Origin of the sequence: Microcoleus sp. FACHB-SPT15 (assembly GCF_014849525.1) — a bacterium.
Lineage (GTDB): Bacteria > Cyanobacteriota > Cyanobacteriia > Cyanobacteriales > Coleofasciculaceae > Symplocastrum > Symplocastrum torsivum.
On the sequence record NZ_JACJNU010000070.1, the window covers coordinates 308,970 to 325,817 of the forward strand.

Sequence of the window (16,848 nt, forward strand, 5' to 3'; positions counted from 1 at the left end):
CCATGCCAAGACTCTTTGACAATGAAGCTGAGATCAAAAACTATCTTATTCAGGCGGCATCTGAACCTGCAAATCTCAAAGTAACGGCTGATGGGAAACGCCTCAACTACCGTAACTTGGGTATTAAAATTGGTGTAACTTGCTACGTTTTAGCTCAAGGTCGGGTTTTAATTTTGGAGCGATCGCCTTTGGTAAATTTTGGCGGTTGTTGGGGAACGGTTTCCGGTTACATAGATGACCTTGAAATCATCCAGAACTCTAGTCAAATTTGCCGCGATCACCTGATTCAAGAATTTCAGGAGGAAATCGGTTGGACAATCAGCGACTCCATGATGTTGAAGTATTGTGGAACTCACGCCTTGATTCAGTCTCAGCTAAAAATCCACTTCGAGATTTTCTGCTTGCTAATCGATGAACCACCAGCCATTACATTAAATCAGGAACATAAACGCTGTAGCTGGGTAGACTTAGAGACAATAAACGAGCTTCGTCCTATCCTAATTACCCACTTTTTGGAAGGTTTAGAGAAAGTTTCAAAGGAACCGTAACTTACTTAATTGTTTGGCTCAGTGCCAAAAATTAATTTTCCAGTATCATAAACTGGAAGTTTTTCATTTTTAACTAAATCAACCTTGTCTTTTAGGTCTTGATAAGACCAATCATTATCAGGATTCCAGGCACCAGGGCTGTTGAAGCTAAATTGAACTTCTTTTTTGTAATGTTGTTCTCCTCCTGGATAAATCTTGGAGCCATCCAAATCAACTTGAACATAATAAATAGTTTTAGATTGCTTCCAAGGCTTTAAAGCTGAAATAGTCGCACTTTGCTTATCATTCAAACTCACTTTTATATCCGCAGGCTTGCGACCTTCTTTCAAAAATTCACTAATATCAATAAAATATCTGAAGGATAGATTTTGAACGAGTCTTGCCGGCCAAGCAGACTGATTGTGGACAATCGCTCGAATTTCGGTGAATTTATCTTTACTAACGTTGACTTTTGCCTCTACAAAAAATTCATCGTCTTTCTTTTCGGGTTCTGGAAATTCTGCTAAAGGTTGTCCGCCATATTTGGCATACATTTTAGCTACAGCTCCTGTGAAGCCAGCATTATAATCTGTAGCGACTTCAGCCATGACAAAATTAGCGCGATCGTCTTTATAGTTGTCATTCTTATCGGGTCCACCAACTACTGCCCCGTAAAGAATATGTCGTGACTGTTCTGGGATACTTTTACTATTCGCCCAAGAACCATGTGCTGTTCTGTGATGAGGCTGAGTCGGAGGATTATTCCCAAAACCAACTACATAGCTTCTTTGCTTAGGATTTGACCCAAGCATATAGTTAATTTGTTTTTCAGCAAACGAATGATATTTTACTCTTTTATAAGGAGTTTTAACCCAATCTCCGTAGATAAAGGCTAAAAACGCTGTCTTCGACGCATACCGAAGAGAACCCCATTCGTCTAGCCAAGCTAAACCTCCCTTAGTCTCGTAAATTCTTTTCCACTGGCATCGATCAGCCCAATAATCTAACCAACGTTCAGCATCTTTTGTATATTTTTCTTTCCCAGTTATCTTGGCTAAAAGCACATAACTTCCATAAGATTTATCATCCCAAGTATGAGTCCAATTGTAAGAATTAATTGAGTTTGGGCTATCACTTAAATTTGTGTAGTATTGCTCAGCTTTATCAAGATATTCTTTTTCGTCTGTTGCTTGATAAAGCCATGCGGCTCCCCAAACTAGTTCATCATCATATCCACTTTGAGACTTATAAAAATCATTAGCATCAGTAATACAATCTGAATATTTGCCTTTATAAGCTTCAGCAAAGTCATAGAGTTCTTTGGCGTGCCTGAGCAGTGTATTGGAGTAGGTTGCATCTGTTTTTTTAAACACTATAGAAGACGCTGCCATAGCAGCCGCCATCTCTCCTGCTAAATCTGAACCAGGACAAGAGGCATCTATTTTGTAAGAGGGACGCTCCATTTGCATCACTTCAGCGGGTCCCCACCAAGCATGATCTAAACTTCCTTTTCCCACCTGACCCCAAACGACATCTGGAGAAGGGTGTGTTTTGATAAAGTAGTCATTCACCCAGCGGAGATTATCCAACATATAGTTATATTGACCACTCTTCTTATATGCCTCTTCGTATTCAATTACTCCCCAAGCCAGTAGAGTAGTAGAACTTGCCATGGGAAAGCTAAACTTCATATGATCTCCGGCATCATACCACCCGCCAGTTAAGTCAATTCCTTGATCGGAACCGTCTTTTAAACCAGAGTCGCCCCGCCATTCAACTCGATTGTTTTTCGGTAATTTTCCCGACCGTTGAGCTTCGTAGAAATAAATAGATTTTTGTAATGCTTCCCCGTAATTATACGTTGTTTCAGCAATGTATTCTTTAACAGGAAGATTGAAGTAAGTGTAGACAGAAGCTACAATGCAATTAAATGTTAAGGCTATTACTGTAATAATAAAAAGAGTGGTTACTGTAATTATAGTTCGCTTCGTTAACATTTTTCATTAAAATTATTGCAAAAATTATCTAAACGCGAAGAGGTGTAAAATACCCAACTAAAATTATTAAGACAAACTAAAAATTTAAGTTTAATTGCTTTCCAAGCTCTGTTCAGATTCAGGTTGTAAGCTTGTTTAATCCTGAATGAGATATTTTTATTATTCTCATTAAATTCACTTGATGTAACTGAAAAGCTTATCTGTTCATCAATTCTTTTTTTCTCTAGCTGTAGGGTTCGAGAGCGCTTTAACGTTTAAGCACACCATACAAGCCCTTTAGAGCTACATTCTCTTTCTTAGACACAACTAGTTGCTCTAACGGTGACACAGACACATTAATAATCTACGAACCAAAGCTGAGGCTGTCCGGATGCCTTTGAGATTGACGGAAGAGTAAAAGCTGAGCAATACGCAGCAGCAATCATTGCTTCATCTGAGATCTTGCACTACCCCCCTAGCACCTCAGGGCTAATTTATTCTCGTTAGAGAAATTAGGGAAGATAGGGGAGATGGGGGGAATTTATACTCGCTGAAAAATTTATTAGTAGCAGCATTTACGAGCATCTAAGCAAGTCACCTTTCCCCAATTAGCCATGGCTCAACACTCAAGTTTATTAAAGACAGTTAATCCTTGGATTGCTGACCCTGTGAAAAAGTATCATAAAAATAATTACTTCTCAACTCAAATCTCAGCAACCAGCACTTACTGAGTGAGCGTTCTCAAGTTTTATTCTAATCCCAACTCCAATAGATAATCACAACTCCATAAGCAAAAAACTAGGAGTTGGAAGTTGATGTTAGTAAGCCTATTTATAGAGCTGGATGTTACTGTTTAGTGCAACATCCTCTGCTTAAAAATCGGGCTATTTCATAAACTCAGGTGTCACTAGCAGAAAAATAATTGCGAAAGCAATGATCGCGAAAACGAGTTCTGGAGTAAGGAAGTCAGGCTGGACAACCAGATAGAGGACACCAAGGGATACCAAAATAAAGGGTATGTTCATTTTTGCTTTCCTCTAGTCTCTAAAGACAAATGTATTTTCCTGCCAATTTTACAGCTAGCGTCTCTAGGAGAGCTAACGATAAGGCGCATGGGTTGCAAGGTCTTCCCATCCCTCAAAATATCTCAAAAAGACAAGGAAGTCAGCTTATTGGTTGTTGATTGTTGGTTATTGGTCACTGTAAATCGCTCCAGTGAAGAATCTTGCAGATCTGGTCAACTAAATCCATCGCCTTGAAGGGCTTTGTAATCACACCCGTTACACCTAAGTCAATAAACTGCCGTTGTTCACTAATTTTTGCTTTGGCTGTTAACAGAATCGTTGGAATGTGTTTCGTTGCTGCATTAGCTTGTAACTGCCGAAACGTCGTCGGCCCGTCCATATCAGGCATCATCACATCCAGGAGAATCGCGTCAGGTAGCTGGGCTTGCGCGGTTGCTAGCCCCTCGCTACCCGAAGCGGCTGTGAAAACGTCCCATCCGGCTGCTGTTTCTAGACAGATTTGAATGATTTCGCGGATACCGTCTTCATCATCAATCACTAAGATTCGCTTGGTTGTCATGGTTGCTATCCTTGATTGCCATGGGCAGGGTGAAGTAAAAACTACTACCTTCACCCAGAACACTCTCAACCCAGATGCGTCCACCGTGCTGCTGCACAATGCTGCGGCAAATTGCTAAACCTAAACCTGTACCCCCTTTTTTGCGGGAATCAGAAGCATCAACTTGGTGAAAGCGCTCGAAGATACTTTCAACTTTTTCCGCTGGAATGCCGCGTCCCTGATCTCTCACTTGAAATAATATCGGAGGATGAGGAAGCTCGCCCTCTTCTCCATCCCCAATTCCTCGTTCAACAGTTAACCAAACGGTAGAATCTCTAGGGGAGAATTTGATGGCATTACCCACTAGATTCGTCAGCACCTGAATAATGCGATCGGGGTCGGCGTATAAGTCGATGGATGCAACAGAGACACAAAGCGTAATTCCTGCTCGATTTGCCATCACCTGCATCATATCGATCGCTTGATTGATCAGCTCAGCCGTATTGCAGGTCTGCTTAATTAAGCTAATCTTTCCTGACTCCAAGCGCTCCAATTCAAGGATATCGTTGACAAGTCGCACCAACCGTTCAGCACTTTCTGCCGCAATTTCAATAACGCGCCGTCCCTTGTCAGACTGGGTATTGACTAAACCACTTGATAGCAGGTTGAGTGCACCATGGATCGAAGTCAAGGGAGTACGGAGTTCGTGGCTCACAACTGAGATGAATTCGTCTTTCATCCGTTCGATCACCTGGCGCTCTGTGATATCTTCCCCAATACTCAGCGTGCCAATAACATTGCCCTGCAAATCTTTTAGTAGAGTATTATTCCAGGCAATCACTCGTTCTTCACCATCCTTAGTCAGGATGACATTCTGATTATGGGTGTAGAATTCCTGTTGTAGTAAGTCTATAAAGTTGTTTTGCACCCGCTGCTTCTGGTGTTCTGGGAGGAATGTCTCAAACCAGTTTTGACCAACCACTTCAGCTATCGTGTATCCAACCAATTCCAGGAAATAGGGATTGACATAATCAACTGCCCCGTCGTTATTCAGCCCGACAACGACTAAACGTACATTCTCTAAAAGGCTACGCCAACGTCGCTCTGATTCAACCAGTGTTGCCGCGATTTGCTGTTGGTACCTCATGTCGCGAGCAACAGTGGAAAGCATATTGATACTGCCGTCTGATGATTTATGAGCAAGGAGAAGCTGGTTTACTGGAATTTCTCGTCCATCATGGCTCAGAAATGCTGTTTCACCAACCCACATCCCATCACGAATGGCACTAGGAATTGCTTCATTGAGGATAATTTCATAGGCCCACTCAGGGTGAGCATTGGAGATTGTGAAATGAGTTGAATTCTCATTCTCTCCAAAACCAAATATCTTCCGGGCAGCACTATTCAAGTAGAGAGTTCGCCCATCAATGCTTGCTGTCCCAACAATGTCAGGGGTAGCTTCAAGAATCGCTACTAGCTTCGCTCGTTCTTCTTCTACCTGCTTACGCTCAATAATTTTTTGCTGTAATTCTAAATTCGCTTTGGCTAGATCTAACGTTCGTTCCTGAACTCGGACTTCTAAATCATTGTGGGCACGACGTAGTTCTGCTTCTGCTTGCTTGCGATTAATGGCTGTCGCTAAGACATTTGCCGTTGCTTGCAGAAAGTGTACATCATCTTTAGTAAATTGCCGTTTCCGAGAGGTATGCGCTCCCAAAACTCCATAAGGACGATTCTGTCCTGGGATAATGACACTTAGACCACTGACAACTCCATGTTGATGGAGCAGACAAGGACTACTAAATCGTTGTTCTGCGCGTAGATCTTCAACGATAATGGGTTCGCTCGAAAGTAAGGTGTAGCCTGGTTGGGAATCCAACCCAACACTCAATGTTGCTTGTCCTACCAATCCTTCTTTCCAACCCACACCTGCCTGTAGGAGTAAAGAGTTTCCATCAGGAAGAAGTTCTAAAACCTTGCAGTACTCTACTTCAAGGATTTGAGTAATGAGTGCAACAGCCTGATCCATCAGGTGGGATACTTGGTTACCTGCCAAGGCTTGTTGACCTAGTTCAGCAACCGCCGCTTGCTGTTGAGCGCGAATTTTTAGTTCTGCCTCTACCCGCCGACGCTCAGCATTTTCAATCTGTAATTCTTCATTGGCTTTAGCTAAATCCAAAGTTCGTTTCTGAACCCGGATTTCTAGCTCATCATAGGCTCGGCGTAGTGCGGCTTCAGCAAGCTTACGATCGCTAATGTCACGGTTCACCCAAATTGTTGCGATCGCAGTACCCTGTTCGTTGTGTAACGGCACAACCACTGTTTCACAGACGCTCTTAGTGCCTCCCTTGCAGGTTTCGCAGACACTTTCCATTTCCTCCTTACAGATAAAGTTAACCTCCCCAGTCCAGCGACCAGCGTTTAGCGTTTCATCAATAATCTTGTGTGTCAACTCATCGGAGTCTTCTGGTTTTTGCGAAATGTTGGGAGTTTTGCCTAATACTTCTGCTTTGGCATAACCGAACATCTTTTCCGCTCGCGGGTTCCAGTCAATGATGCGACCGTCTAAGTCCGTTAGGATGATGCCATCATGGAGGTTTTCAAAGATACAGGCTTGTTGCCGTAGGGTTTCCTCGGCTTGTTTACGTTCGGTTATGTCCGTATTGACTCCGATAGTAGCGATCGCCTCACCTTGTTCGTTGTACAAAGGCACAACAACAGTTTCGCATACGCCCTGAGTACCATCCTTATGGACAAAGTTAATCTCGCCGACCCATCGACCAGAATTTAGCAATTCTGCAAGAATTTCTCCAGCCAGAACGGGAGACTCTTTCAACCGATGTAAGATTGCAGGCGTTTTACCTAATACCTCAGCTTTGGTATAGCCGAATACCCTTTCTGCTGCTGGGTTCCAGTCAATAATACAACCTTCAAGGTTGGTTAAGATGACGGCATCGTATAGGTTTTCAAAGATACATGCCTGCTGGCGTAGAGTCTCTTCTGTCTGCTTACGCTCGGTGATGTCAGTTTCTGAACCTGTCATTCGCACCACATTACCTTCCTCATCCCAGAGTGCTTGTCCGCGATCGCAAACCCACATATAGGTATTGTCTTTACACAGAACCCGATACTCAGTGATACAAAATGGCGTTTTCTTGGCAAAGTGGTCTTGCACCGCTTGCATAACTCTATCGAGATCATCAGGGTGAATTCGCTTCGACCACTCATCTACATTGTTCCCGATTTCATGTTCTTCAAATCCGCGCATCTGCTTCCAGCGGCTGGAGAAAAAGATCTCATTCGTTTTTACATTCCAGTCCCAAATCCCATCATTGCTACCGCGCAACGCCAACTGCCAGCGTTCTTCACTCTCCCGTCGTGCTTCTTCAGCAAGCTTGCGTTGCGTTGCCGCCGCCACGGCATCACTAATATCCCTATGGGAGCCGACCATTCGTACTGGGTTTCCGGCTTCATCCCACACCGCCTGCGCCCGCGACAATATCCATTTGTAGCTCCCGTCTTTACACCGCATCCGGTATTCTGCGATGTAATGCGGCGTTTTGCGTTCCAAATGAGCTTGGCGAGCTTGCATCACCTGTTCAATGTCATCGGGATGAACTCGCATCTGCCAGCCATCTTGAGGGTTTGAAACCTCATGTTCTTCATAACCCAGTATTTGTGCCCACCGTGCCGAGTGAAAGCAGTGATTGTTTTTAATGTCCAAATCCCAAATGCCATCATTGCTACCCTGTATCGCTAGCTGCCAACGTTCTTCACTTTGCCGTAGGGCACGTTCCACTCGTTCGCGCTCAAATAGTTCACGTTGGAGGCGGTCGTTAGCTTCTTGTAGTTCGGCTGTACGCTGGGCGACTCGGCTTTCTAGTTCTTCGTTGACCTGTCGCAGGATTGCCTCTGCCTCTTTACGCTGAGTAATATCTTGGGCAATCCCAGCTACTCGGTAAACCTCTCCAGACTCGTTCCGAATGGGAAATCCGCGATCGCGAACCCAGCGCACTGACCCGTCAGGTCGGACAACGCGATACTCTACCTCTCCAGCAAATCTTTGCTCAAGGCATGAAATTAGCTGTTGCCTGTCGTCTGGGTGAATCGATTCAAGGAATAATTGAGGCTTAGCGTATAAGCTTTCACAACTGCGTGCCCAGATTTGCTCATACGCAGGACTGACATAAAGAATTTCCTGGCTTGCTATGTTGCTCAGCCAAAAGACTTCATTGATGTTTTCTGCTAACTGACGGAACTTCTGTTCGCTCTCTTGTAACTTTCCTTCAGCTTGCTTACGCTCGGTTAGATCAAGAATAGTGGTGCGAGTTGCGACAAAATTTCCGGTTGCATCTCGAATTCCTGTTGAGGTGAAGAGGACAGGGAAGGTTGTACCGTCTTTCCGCATTAGCTGCATTTCCAAATCTTTGATACAGCCTTGTTCTGAGCTGTGGGGATTTTCCCGGAACAAGGTCGAATACTCATCAGGGAGCAAATCAGTAATCTTAAGCTTCCCGATTACTTCATCGCGGCTGTAACCCAACCAACGCAGTTCTGTATCATTGATGGCGATCAAGGTGCCGTCTGGAGCTATGGAGTGATACCCACAGGGTGCATTGTTGTAGAGGTCTTGAAAATTAGCTTCTACTAGCGGATACTTCCTTAATTGGTGACTCAAGAAATCGTACACCAACAAAAAAATCAACACACCGAAGCAGGAGCCGAAGAACACGAGCAAACTTGTACTGTTAGTTTGTGTAGCCGTACTCCAGACCATTAGCAAGGCTAACCCCAATAGAGTTGTAATAATATTTTTTTCAACGGAGCTTTTCATGCCGTTTGAATTAGCTCTTTAGACATAGTTACTATTGTGTCTCTATGTACTGAATTTCGTTGAGTTGTGAAGGGTCAAGATTTGATGTTAACTAAGTGCGATCGCTCAAAAATCCTTCTTTTCTCTGATTTTCTCAGTCAAACTGGCACGAGTGATAATTTCACCAAATCTTCATATTTTTCAGTCGTCAGCTTTAAATGAAGCCACCTACTCTTGGCGGCTTGGTGGGTTGCCTCCGTTCGTGAAGCAGCGTTCTCATTGCAATCTGTGCAAGGCTTTTCTCCAAGAGCTAATAGCTGACAGCTTCGTGAAGAAATATTCTCTTTAAGCGCCTCAAGGTATCCTTGATCGCATCTGTCCTTTAGCCCTTTAGCCCTAACGATATGCTTTCACAAATTGTGCGCCCATTGGTACGCACCCAAATCCGGTTACTGGCTAACACTCAGGCAACTCGTTCAACACTGATTTCAACAATTGCTCAATGGCTTGGCTATCTGGGTGTACACGCTCAGGTCACTTCTCTTTCTGCTAATTCTGGGCAGATTCAGGTTTCTCTGACTGTCGGTAAGCCAGAGTCTTGTGACTCTAGTGACTGGCAACAGATTCTCCACAATCTCAATGAGCCTAGCGAGAGTTCTCAATCTTCCGAGACAACCTATGCCCAGATGACTCCCAAGCAGCAGAGTAAACTACAACGGCTACTCGCTTATTTAATTCAAGTGGGCGATCCAGATAATAAGGTCAATTGGGACACTCTGTATCCACAGCTAAAGACTTTAAATCTCGATGAAGACTTACTAAACGGCATTAAGTCAGCCCTGAAAGTCCCCCAGTCCTTAGACCAATTACTTGAGGGACTCGACCCCGATGTCGCCGCACTCGCCCTACCAAAAGCCGTTAGTATTGCTTTGCTAGATCGGCGAGTCAATGCCAAGGAAGACAGCACTCTCACCGCTTTGCTAAGTGCGATGAAATAATGTCCTAGAGCCAGGACAGGCTGTCATGCAAAGTAGCTTCAAGATTACTTGGCAGAAGTGTCAGTCGTGTCGTTGGAGATGCTTATATCAGCCTTAGCGCGGCTCAACATCGCCTCTTGCAAGTTTTCATCGTTATGACGGTGTTGGGCAACCAACTCCCGTGCGTGTTTTTGAGTAAGGCTGTCGGCTGTATTGGGATCATCGACCTCAGCTTCAGCACGATTCAACATTGACTCTTTGAGTTGTTCATTGTGGTGACGATGCTGAGTCATTAATTCTCGTGCTTGTTCTTCTGTACTCATGTTCTGTTTCCCTATTCGACTGCTACAACGTGCTTCTGTTAGAGAATTTACACGTTTATAGTTAAACAGTAGCGAAAGTGACAGAAATTTTCACTATTACAAGCTGTTCCGAAAGTGAGAAACTGCTGATTGAGTAATTTGCTTAATGACGGCTAAATCAGGAGGTGGCACAAGGCTATCCATCCCTAGCCAGAGAAGATACTCGATATTACCAGCCGGGCCTGTAACTGGTGACCAAGTTAAGCCTTTGTATCTCCAGCCAAGCTTTTGGGCAGATTCCCAGACTTGGAAAATCGCATCAGCATGGTCATTGGGGTCACGCACTACACCTTTTTTTCCGACTCGTTCGCGCCCGACTTCAAACTGTGGCTTCACTAACAACACAACTTCACGAGGGGCTTGCAGTAGGTTCCACAACGCATCGAGAATTTTGGTCAAGGAAATAAACGATACATCCACAACACCCAAATCAGCATAGACCTCCTGTGTTTCCCCCCCTTGATAAGGAGGGGTTAGGGGGGGTGAATTACCATACAAATCCGCAGGTTGAAGATTTCGCAGATTTGTGCGTTCCCTCAATACAACCCGTTCATCATTCCGCAAAGTCCAGGCGGCTTGTCCATAGCCAACATCAATGCCGTAAACTCGCTTTGCGCCAGCTTGTAGCAAGCAGTCAGTAAAGCCACCTGTAGAAATGCCACCATCCAGACAAATCCGTCCCTCTACAGGAATGCCAAACTCTTCTAAGGCTTTAGCCAGCTTCTCGCCACCTCTGGAAACATAAGGCGACCTTTCTTTAACCTGAATTTGTGCGGTGGTTTCAACCTCAGTTCCCGGTTTATCAACTACCATTCGATTCACCATCACTTCACCCGCACGAATTAGCCGCTGTGCCAGTTGCCGCGATGAACAGAGGTTAAGTTCTACTAGTAACGTATCAAGTCGTTGCTTCAAGCTTCTTATTTCCCCTGAGCTTGATTCTACAATTTAATAAAGAACCTGAAACTGATATGAACACTATGTTTGAGCCATTGGAAAGTGATGATGATGTTATCTTACTTGATAATGATGCATTTACAGTGAGTAGATTAAAGGATTTATTGAAGCAACAAATCAACAAGAGGTTTACAGAAAATCAAAATATATTTAGTATAAATTTCTTTACCCTGCCTATTGGTCATGAAGTAAAAATTGAATTAAATGATATTCAACTATGTAATTTATCTAGAGATTGTAAGCTTCTAAAAGTTGGCTCTAAAGGCTGGCAAAAAGGAAAACTTAGAATACAAGTAGATAAAAAGATTCTTCACCCCCATCAGTCCCATGAAACTCAGATCAGCTTAGAATTCTGCCCTGATGAACCTACTGTACCAGAATCACCTTTAGATGACCTCAGACAATTACCAGAGTATAAGCAGCAATCTTAAACATTAAGATTCTGTAGAGGTGCTAATTACAATTTTACTTAGGCGCTTCAAAATACTGAGGACACTATACAAATCCTTCTTGTTACGGGTGGCAAATAACTTAGATGTGGCGTATTGAGGGGTTTCTTCTTTTACTAATTTAACAAAGATGAAACTTCCACCAGTCGTAATCATGCCATAATTCGGTCGATCAGGCTGAGGATTACCTAGCAAATAAGCGAGAAGCTGTGCAAGTCCTTCCTCAACAGAGAATGAAGCTTGTTTTGACTCAATTGCCATTATCCAGAATTGGTTTCTTAAAACTAAGGTATCAATTCTTCCTTTGATAATTACTCCTTCATCTTCCTCAGCAATATCAATCGATTGTTCGGATTTGACATCAAAGGGAGAAAGATAAAAGTCACCTATGAAGAGAATGGGGTCTAGCACTGCCATTCTAACTACATCTTCTAGTAGGGGTGGGTAATTGAGAAGATTGAGATATCCTGCCCTTACTTTATCTAAAAGTTGTTTGTCTAACTCCGTAACTTCTGGTAAATCATCAACACACTCTCGGAAAAATTGCTCATCTTCTACAAGTTGAACACCGAAGTGCGTGATTAAGTACCGTAAATCTATCTGTTTAGCTTGAATTGTTTGTACCATAATTGTTTTGAAAAATGATTAGGTTATGAATTCAACCTGCTTTGATTATCGCTAACAAGTTAACTATAAGGCTTACGCACCGACGTGATATATGGTAAGGGCGCAAAGCCTTCATTGGTGTCAACTTAAGCCCTAGCGATTAGAAAGATACTGTTGGTCAAGTAGCGAGGGGTGTGACCCCTCCCCAAACCCCTCTCCGCTTCGGGGAGGGGCTTCCGGACTCCCCCTTCCCTTGCGAGGGTTGCGGGGTTGGGGGGTTAGGTTTTCCGTCCCTCGAAGTTCTCTACTGCATGTACTGCAACCGTGATCGCATTTTTAACAGCAACATCTTTTTGTTCTAAAATGACATTTTCGCTCTTCATGCGCTGGGCAACTACACCACAAACACAAGCTGCCGCAAACTTATACACTCCTGCCATTTTAAACAGAGTGCCGCTTTCCATCTCGTAGTTGAGTACGTTCAAACGTCGGTATTCTTCTGTAATACCCTGAAGCGATCGCATTAAATAAGGATTCGCCGAATCAGTACGTTCTTGCCCTTCGTAGAACGTATCTACCGATGCCGTAATGCCAATGTAATGTTCAATATCTAATTCTTGTGCTGCCTTAACCAAGGCTACTGTCAGAAAAGGGTCAGCTACGGCTGGATACTCAACGGGTGCAATATCATTCGCCGCACCCTGCCGACACAATGCCCCACTACTAATTACAATACTCCCAACTGGCACATGATCTTGAATCGACCCGCAAGTGCCAATCCGAATAATCTGTCGAATTCCTACTTGTACCAACTCATTGACCACAATGCTAAGAGACGGCGCACCCATGCCACTTGTAGCCGATAAGATGGTGTGTCCGTTAGGTAAGCGACCCAGATAACTATTGAGTCCCCGACTCTGTGACAATAATTGCACATCCTGGAAATAATTCTGAGCAATTAGCTGGGCGCGTTCTGGGTCACCAGATAATAAAGCAATTGTAGGAGGTTGCAAGCCTAGGTCATCTCGCCCAAAGCCGATGTGATATAAGCGCTTAGAGTTCATAGATTTGAGCTATTAAAGATAGCCTTGCTGGAATGCGATCGCATCCTATCTTTATTGTGCGATCGCATAAGCCATTCCCTCCTCCCCAATTATTGATAGGGTTGGTCAATTAGCGAAGGATGTGATGCCTCCTCGAAGCGGAAAGGGGCTTCCTGACTCCCCCTTCCTTCGTAGGGAAGGGGGTTGGGGGGTTATATTTTCCGAATTCGCCATCATCCTCCCAAATTATTTCGGGAATACTGCAACTGCCTCAATCTCAATCAACCAATCAGGATTGACCAATCCTGCCACAGCAAGCGTTGAACGGGCTGTCTTTGTGGGATTGTTGGAGTTATTGAAGTATTCGCCATAGGCATCAAACCAACCTTGATAGTCAACCTGGTTGTCTTTGAACTTATCGGCTACCAGGTAGACTCGCAGGTAAGTCACATCTGACATCGTTAAACCAACGTCTTTTAGTAACCCTTCTATGCGCTTCAGGGTGCCAAGGGCTTGTGTCTTGGTATCACCGTAGCGATCGCGACTTCCTGCAGGTGCTTCACTATTTATTACTGGGGGAACCGTGCCACTTGTCCAGAAATAAGCTTGTCCTGTGGGAATAGAGACAGCCGACGCGATAGGTGAATCTGGCGCACCGAAGAAACTGACGGTTTGCGGTACAGTGGCAAGTGCTTTAGTCCTAACAACAGCAATACTTACAAGACTTAAAACCAGTGCCAATAGCAGCCAACGACTTCGCCGGAATAGCTGACCAATTGATTTGTACATTTTTTCTCCTCACCCCTAAATCAACAACTCAGCTACTTTGAACCTGCGTATGAAGCGCCGCTACCACCTTACGCATCGACTCCAACGCCCCTGCTATCCAGCCAGTGTAATAGCTTAAATGTTCACCTGCTAGATAAATTGAACCATCGGGTTCATTGAGTCTGGGATACAAATTATCTCGTACTTCTGTCGTATAAGAAGCCCAGCCTCCCAAGCTGTACTTGATTTTGTGCCAAGCTACGGAAAAGCTAGTTTCAAACTCCTCTTGGTACTGGGGATGAATTTTGCTACCCTCTTGCAAAGCCCGAACTTGACGTTCTGCGAGAGATAAATCTGCCATCTCCTCGGCAGTTTCCTCAAAGTTGTAGTAGCCGACAAGAATACCCTTAGGCGACAGGTAATTGGAGGATGGATAGAAAATCTGGGTAATGTTTTGGTTAGTGCGGCTGATACCCCCAAAAATGCGATCGTCTTCTTCCCAAAACCGACGCTTGAATTGCAAACCGATTTTCCCCGTCGCCTCATACCCAACCCCATTAATTGCCGCTTGCATCTCAGGCGAAAAGTCTGCCGGGATGCTTTTGAGTACAGATAGAGGAATTGTACAAATGCAGTAGTCTCCAGTAATTTCCTGCGGCTTTCCAACTTTGTCAGTGTAAGCAATGCGTACACCAGTTGGCGTTTTACGAATCTCTTTCACTTGGGCCTGGTAAGTAATTTTGTTGCCCACCTGACCTTCAAAGGCTTTAGCAATCTGATCGATACCACCAACAGGTTGGAACATCTGCATCTGCTGGTTTATATCGTATTCCGACCGGAAGTAGCCGCCAAACCCTGATTGAATCAGGGCTGTCATATCATAAGGGTCTTCTTTTTCTCCTGGTTGTAAGCCTGCCCCTGGTAGCACCGAATAACCTCGACGTGATGAACCTTTATAGAACATATCTGGCGAGAGGTCGCCTTCTTTTTGGAGAAATTCAATCAATTTCTCCTTGTCCTCCTTAGTGAGGGGCATATCCAACGCATCTTTATTGACCGCCTTGGCAACTAACTCCGTCATGTAGCCCCGCATATCGGCTTTAGCGGTGCGGATGCGTACCCGTTGCCCTGACAATGACCCAACATCTTCGTTGTAGTAGTATGCTGCCTCATTGACGTTGGTAAAGACTTCAATTGGGACGCCTAATTCCTTGCAGTAGTCCAGAGTGAGGTGATGCTGGGGAATTCGGGCAGGGCCAGGGTTAAAGTACAACCCATCATCAAATGCCACAACTTGCTGCTGCCCGTTAATCTCAGTTTCCGTTGTGCCTTTACGAACTGTCCAGCAGCGACCACCAGCACGAGAACGGGCTTCTAAAATGGTGCAATCGTAGCCGATTTTGCCCAACTCATAGGCGGCTGACATTCCGGCAATACCTGCGCCTAAAATGACAATTTTTTTGCCTTTAGACTCACCAGTAAGTTGAAATTTAGTTGTTGCACCTACTGGTCGTGCTAACAAGTCCAAGGCGGTCATCGCTGCATAGGTAGAACCAGCAGAAGCTGCGACCAAAGCGATGAAATCTCTGCGCTTCATAAATTAATCCTTTTGCCCCTGGTTAAATCAGCGTATAGCAAAGCTAATCCAGATTCAGACTATGAAAATCTGTCCCACTTGAGTGAGTGTGAATAAGTTTCCCAACACGTTTAAGTTGGGAACTTAATTAAAGTACGGACGAGAAAGTTTTAGGATTTGGCTAAATCGTTTGTTACGCCTGTTGTTGCTTGTTTTAATGTTGAACTTAGAATAGATAGTCTTTTGCACTACCTATTGGTCGTATAGAAGGATACAAAAACTTCGGTAAGTCAAGGACAGCTAACAATTGCTTAAAGCACAGAAGATACAATGCGATCGCTCAAGCATTCACTCAGGTAGGTGTGTCACCCTGTTGGAGCGACTACACAGAGAGTAAACATCTGCCGGCTAAACCGTCCAATTAGGGGAGCAAAAGCAACACTGAAGGGTTCTGGAGTGGGAGAGAGGTTGATAAAGATAAATCCTTCCCAGATTTCGACCGAGGCACCATTTAGGGGATAATCACCTCGATTGAATCCCTCAACCTCGTTCATTTATCGTTTTCACTTTTTTGACCTTAATGCAGCAGTTTACCGCTTCCATGGAAACCTTAAAATCCAGTTGGGAGAGTGCGCTACAACCCTTTGAGGTTGAACCAAGGTTAACGCAGAAGGTTTTCCTGGATTTAGTTAGGGCGTATTCCAGTGTTGGTCGGTTCTATCACACGCTGGAGCATATTCAGCATACTTTAGAGACAATTGAACAGATGCGATCGATTGCCGTCAATTTCCCTACGATTCAACTAGCGGCTTGGTTCCATGATGTCATCTATGACCCTAAAGCTAAAGATAATGAGGAAAGAAGCGCTGATTATGCCGTAATGAGTTTAACTAAACTGAAACTACCGAGTACTGATGTAGAACGTGTCAGAAGTCTGATTTTAAGCACGAAAACTCATCAAACCTTACTTACTGATATTGATAGTCAAATTCTTCTGGACTCAGACTTAGCAATCCTTGGTTCATCTGAATGGGAGTACCGAACCTATGCTCAAGCCATTCGCCAAGAACACTCCTGGTTATGTAGTGAATTATACAAAAGTGGCAGAAAACAAGTATTACTAAAATTTTTGCAGAGGGAAAGAATATATTTTACTAATGAGATATTTGTAAAATTAGAAGGAAGAGCCAGAGAGAATATGCAGGCTGAACTGACTGTTTTATTATCATGA

Annotated in this window: 15 protein-coding genes; 4 read left to right on the forward strand and 11 right to left on the reverse strand. The window is 44.1% G+C overall.

All coding sequences use genetic code 11. The features are described from left to right. The first annotated feature begins 2 nt into the window (after positions 1-2). Positions 3-548, forward strand: a complete 546-nt coding sequence (locus H6F98_RS31650; RefSeq protein ID WP_192222699.1) for a hypothetical protein — start codon at positions 3-5, stop codon at positions 546-548. 5 nt (positions 549-553) lie between these two features. Here the strand turns inward: H6F98_RS31650 and H6F98_RS31655 are convergent, their stop codons facing one another. From H6F98_RS31655 to H6F98_RS33835, 4 genes are all read right to left on the reverse strand, one after another. After that, positions 554-2,524, reverse strand: coding sequence for a glycoside hydrolase family 9 protein (locus tag H6F98_RS31655; RefSeq protein ID WP_192222700.1), 1,971 nt, complete (start codon positions 2,522-2,524; stop codon positions 554-556). An 863-nt stretch (positions 2,525-3,387) separates the two neighbouring features. Further along, a complete protein-coding gene (locus tag H6F98_RS31660; protein WP_192222701.1) occupies positions 3,388-3,528 on the reverse strand; it encodes a hypothetical protein in 141 nt (46 codons plus the stop codon). A 172-nt stretch (positions 3,529-3,700) separates the two neighbouring features. Then, a complete protein-coding gene (locus tag H6F98_RS31665; protein ID WP_192222702.1) occupies positions 3,701-4,087 on the reverse strand; it encodes a response regulator in 387 nt (128 codons plus the stop codon). Beyond that, positions 4,059-8,900 (reverse strand): PAS domain S-box protein, encoded by a 4,842-nt coding sequence (locus tag H6F98_RS33835; RefSeq protein WP_192222703.1) that lies wholly within the window; start codon positions 8,898-8,900, stop codon positions 4,059-4,061. Before H6F98_RS33835 ends, H6F98_RS31665 begins: the two co-directional genes overlap by 29 nt. 383 nt (positions 8,901-9,283) lie before the next feature. Here H6F98_RS33835 and H6F98_RS31675 point away from each other — a divergent pair, with 383 nt between their 5' ends. Further along, a complete protein-coding gene (locus H6F98_RS31675; protein ID WP_192222704.1) occupies positions 9,284-9,877 on the forward strand; it encodes a hypothetical protein in 594 nt (197 codons plus the stop codon). A 44-nt stretch (positions 9,878-9,921) separates the two neighbouring features. On the opposite strand, the gene H6F98_RS31680 is transcribed toward H6F98_RS31675, so the two are convergent. Together H6F98_RS31680 and H6F98_RS31685 are read right to left on the reverse strand one after the other, a co-directional pair. Continuing rightward, positions 9,922-10,179: a hypothetical protein gene (locus H6F98_RS31680; protein ID WP_192222705.1), complete on the reverse strand. Its 258-nt coding sequence runs from the start codon at positions 10,177-10,179 to the stop codon at positions 9,922-9,924. A gap of 96 nt (positions 10,180-10,275) precedes the next feature. Next, positions 10,276-11,133, reverse strand: a complete 858-nt coding sequence (locus H6F98_RS31685; RefSeq protein ID WP_192222706.1) for a TlyA family RNA methyltransferase — start codon at positions 11,131-11,133, stop codon at positions 10,276-10,278. A gap of 56 nt (positions 11,134-11,189) precedes the next feature. Between H6F98_RS31685 and H6F98_RS31690 the strand changes: the two genes are divergently transcribed. Further along, on the forward strand, positions 11,190-11,606 hold the full coding sequence (locus H6F98_RS31690; protein WP_192222707.1) for a KGK domain-containing protein: 417 nt from the start codon (positions 11,190-11,192) through the stop codon (positions 11,604-11,606). A 3-nt stretch (positions 11,607-11,609) separates the two neighbouring features. Here H6F98_RS31690 and H6F98_RS31695 read toward each other — a convergent pair whose 3' ends face one another. The 5 genes from H6F98_RS31695 to H6F98_RS31715 all read right to left on the reverse strand — a co-directional run bounded on the left by H6F98_RS31695 (position 11,610) and on the right by H6F98_RS31715 (position 16,171). Continuing rightward, complete coding sequence (locus H6F98_RS31695) at positions 11,610-12,251, reverse strand: restriction endonuclease subunit R (RefSeq protein ID WP_192222708.1); 642 nt, start codon at positions 12,249-12,251, stop codon at positions 11,610-11,612. Positions 12,252-12,508: 257 nt separating this feature from the next. Further along, positions 12,509-13,294, reverse strand: a complete 786-nt coding sequence (locus tag H6F98_RS31700; protein ID WP_192222709.1) for a nucleoside phosphorylase — start codon at positions 13,292-13,294, stop codon at positions 12,509-12,511. A 225-nt stretch (positions 13,295-13,519) separates the two neighbouring features. Next, entirely contained in the window at positions 13,520-14,062 is a 543-nt protein-coding gene (locus H6F98_RS31705) for a RidA family protein (RefSeq protein ID WP_192222710.1), read from the reverse strand. Positions 14,063-14,090: 28 nt separating this feature from the next. Then, positions 14,091-15,638 (reverse strand): flavin monoamine oxidase family protein, encoded by a 1,548-nt coding sequence (locus H6F98_RS31710; protein WP_192222711.1) that lies wholly within the window; start codon positions 15,636-15,638, stop codon positions 14,091-14,093. A 344-nt stretch (positions 15,639-15,982) separates the two neighbouring features. Beyond that, complete coding sequence (locus tag H6F98_RS31715; protein WP_192222712.1) at positions 15,983-16,171, reverse strand: hypothetical protein; 189 nt, start codon at positions 16,169-16,171, stop codon at positions 15,983-15,985. A gap of 47 nt (positions 16,172-16,218) precedes the next feature. Between H6F98_RS31715 and H6F98_RS31720 the strand changes: the two genes are divergently transcribed. After that, positions 16,219-16,848, forward strand: coding sequence for a hypothetical protein (locus H6F98_RS31720; RefSeq protein WP_242058784.1), 630 nt, complete (start codon positions 16,219-16,221; stop codon positions 16,846-16,848).

Bases quoted from the DNA above. Each gene is read 5' to 3' on its own strand.
- H6F98_RS31650 (WP_192222699.1), top strand. From the start codon at position 3: ATGCCAAGACTCTTTGACAATGAAGCTGAGATCAAAAACTATCTTATT.
- H6F98_RS31655 (WP_192222700.1), bottom strand. From the start codon at position 2,524: ATGTTAACGAAGCGAACTATAATTACAGTAACCACTCTTTTTATTATT.
- H6F98_RS31660 (WP_192222701.1), bottom strand. From the start codon at position 3,528: ATGAACATACCCTTTATTTTGGTATCCCTTGGTGTCCTCTATCTGGTT.
- H6F98_RS31665 (WP_192222702.1), bottom strand. From the start codon at position 4,087: ATGACAACCAAGCGAATCTTAGTGATTGATGATGAAGACGGTATCCGC.
- H6F98_RS33835 (WP_192222703.1), bottom strand. From the start codon at position 8,900: ATGAAAAGCTCCGTTGAAAAAAATATTATTACAACTCTATTGGGGTTA.
- H6F98_RS31675 (WP_192222704.1), top strand. From the start codon at position 9,284: ATGCTTTCACAAATTGTGCGCCCATTGGTACGCACCCAAATCCGGTTA.
- H6F98_RS31680 (WP_192222705.1), bottom strand. From the start codon at position 10,179: ATGAGTACAGAAGAACAAGCACGAGAATTAATGACTCAGCATCGTCAC.
- H6F98_RS31690 (WP_192222707.1), top strand. From the start codon at position 11,190: ATGAACACTATGTTTGAGCCATTGGAAAGTGATGATGATGTTATCTTA.
- H6F98_RS31695 (WP_192222708.1), bottom strand. From the start codon at position 12,251: ATGGTACAAACAATTCAAGCTAAACAGATAGATTTACGGTACTTAATC.
- H6F98_RS31700 (WP_192222709.1), bottom strand. From the start codon at position 13,294: ATGAACTCTAAGCGCTTATATCACATCGGCTTTGGGCGAGATGACCTA.
- H6F98_RS31705 (WP_192222710.1), bottom strand. From the start codon at position 14,062: ATGTACAAATCAATTGGTCAGCTATTCCGGCGAAGTCGTTGGCTGCTA.
- H6F98_RS31710 (WP_192222711.1), bottom strand. From the start codon at position 15,638: ATGAAGCGCAGAGATTTCATCGCTTTGGTCGCAGCTTCTGCTGGTTCT.
- H6F98_RS31715 (WP_192222712.1), bottom strand. From the start codon at position 16,171: ATGAACGAGGTTGAGGGATTCAATCGAGGTGATTATCCCCTAAATGGT.
- H6F98_RS31720 (WP_242058784.1), top strand. From the start codon at position 16,219: ATGGAAACCTTAAAATCCAGTTGGGAGAGTGCGCTACAACCCTTTGAG.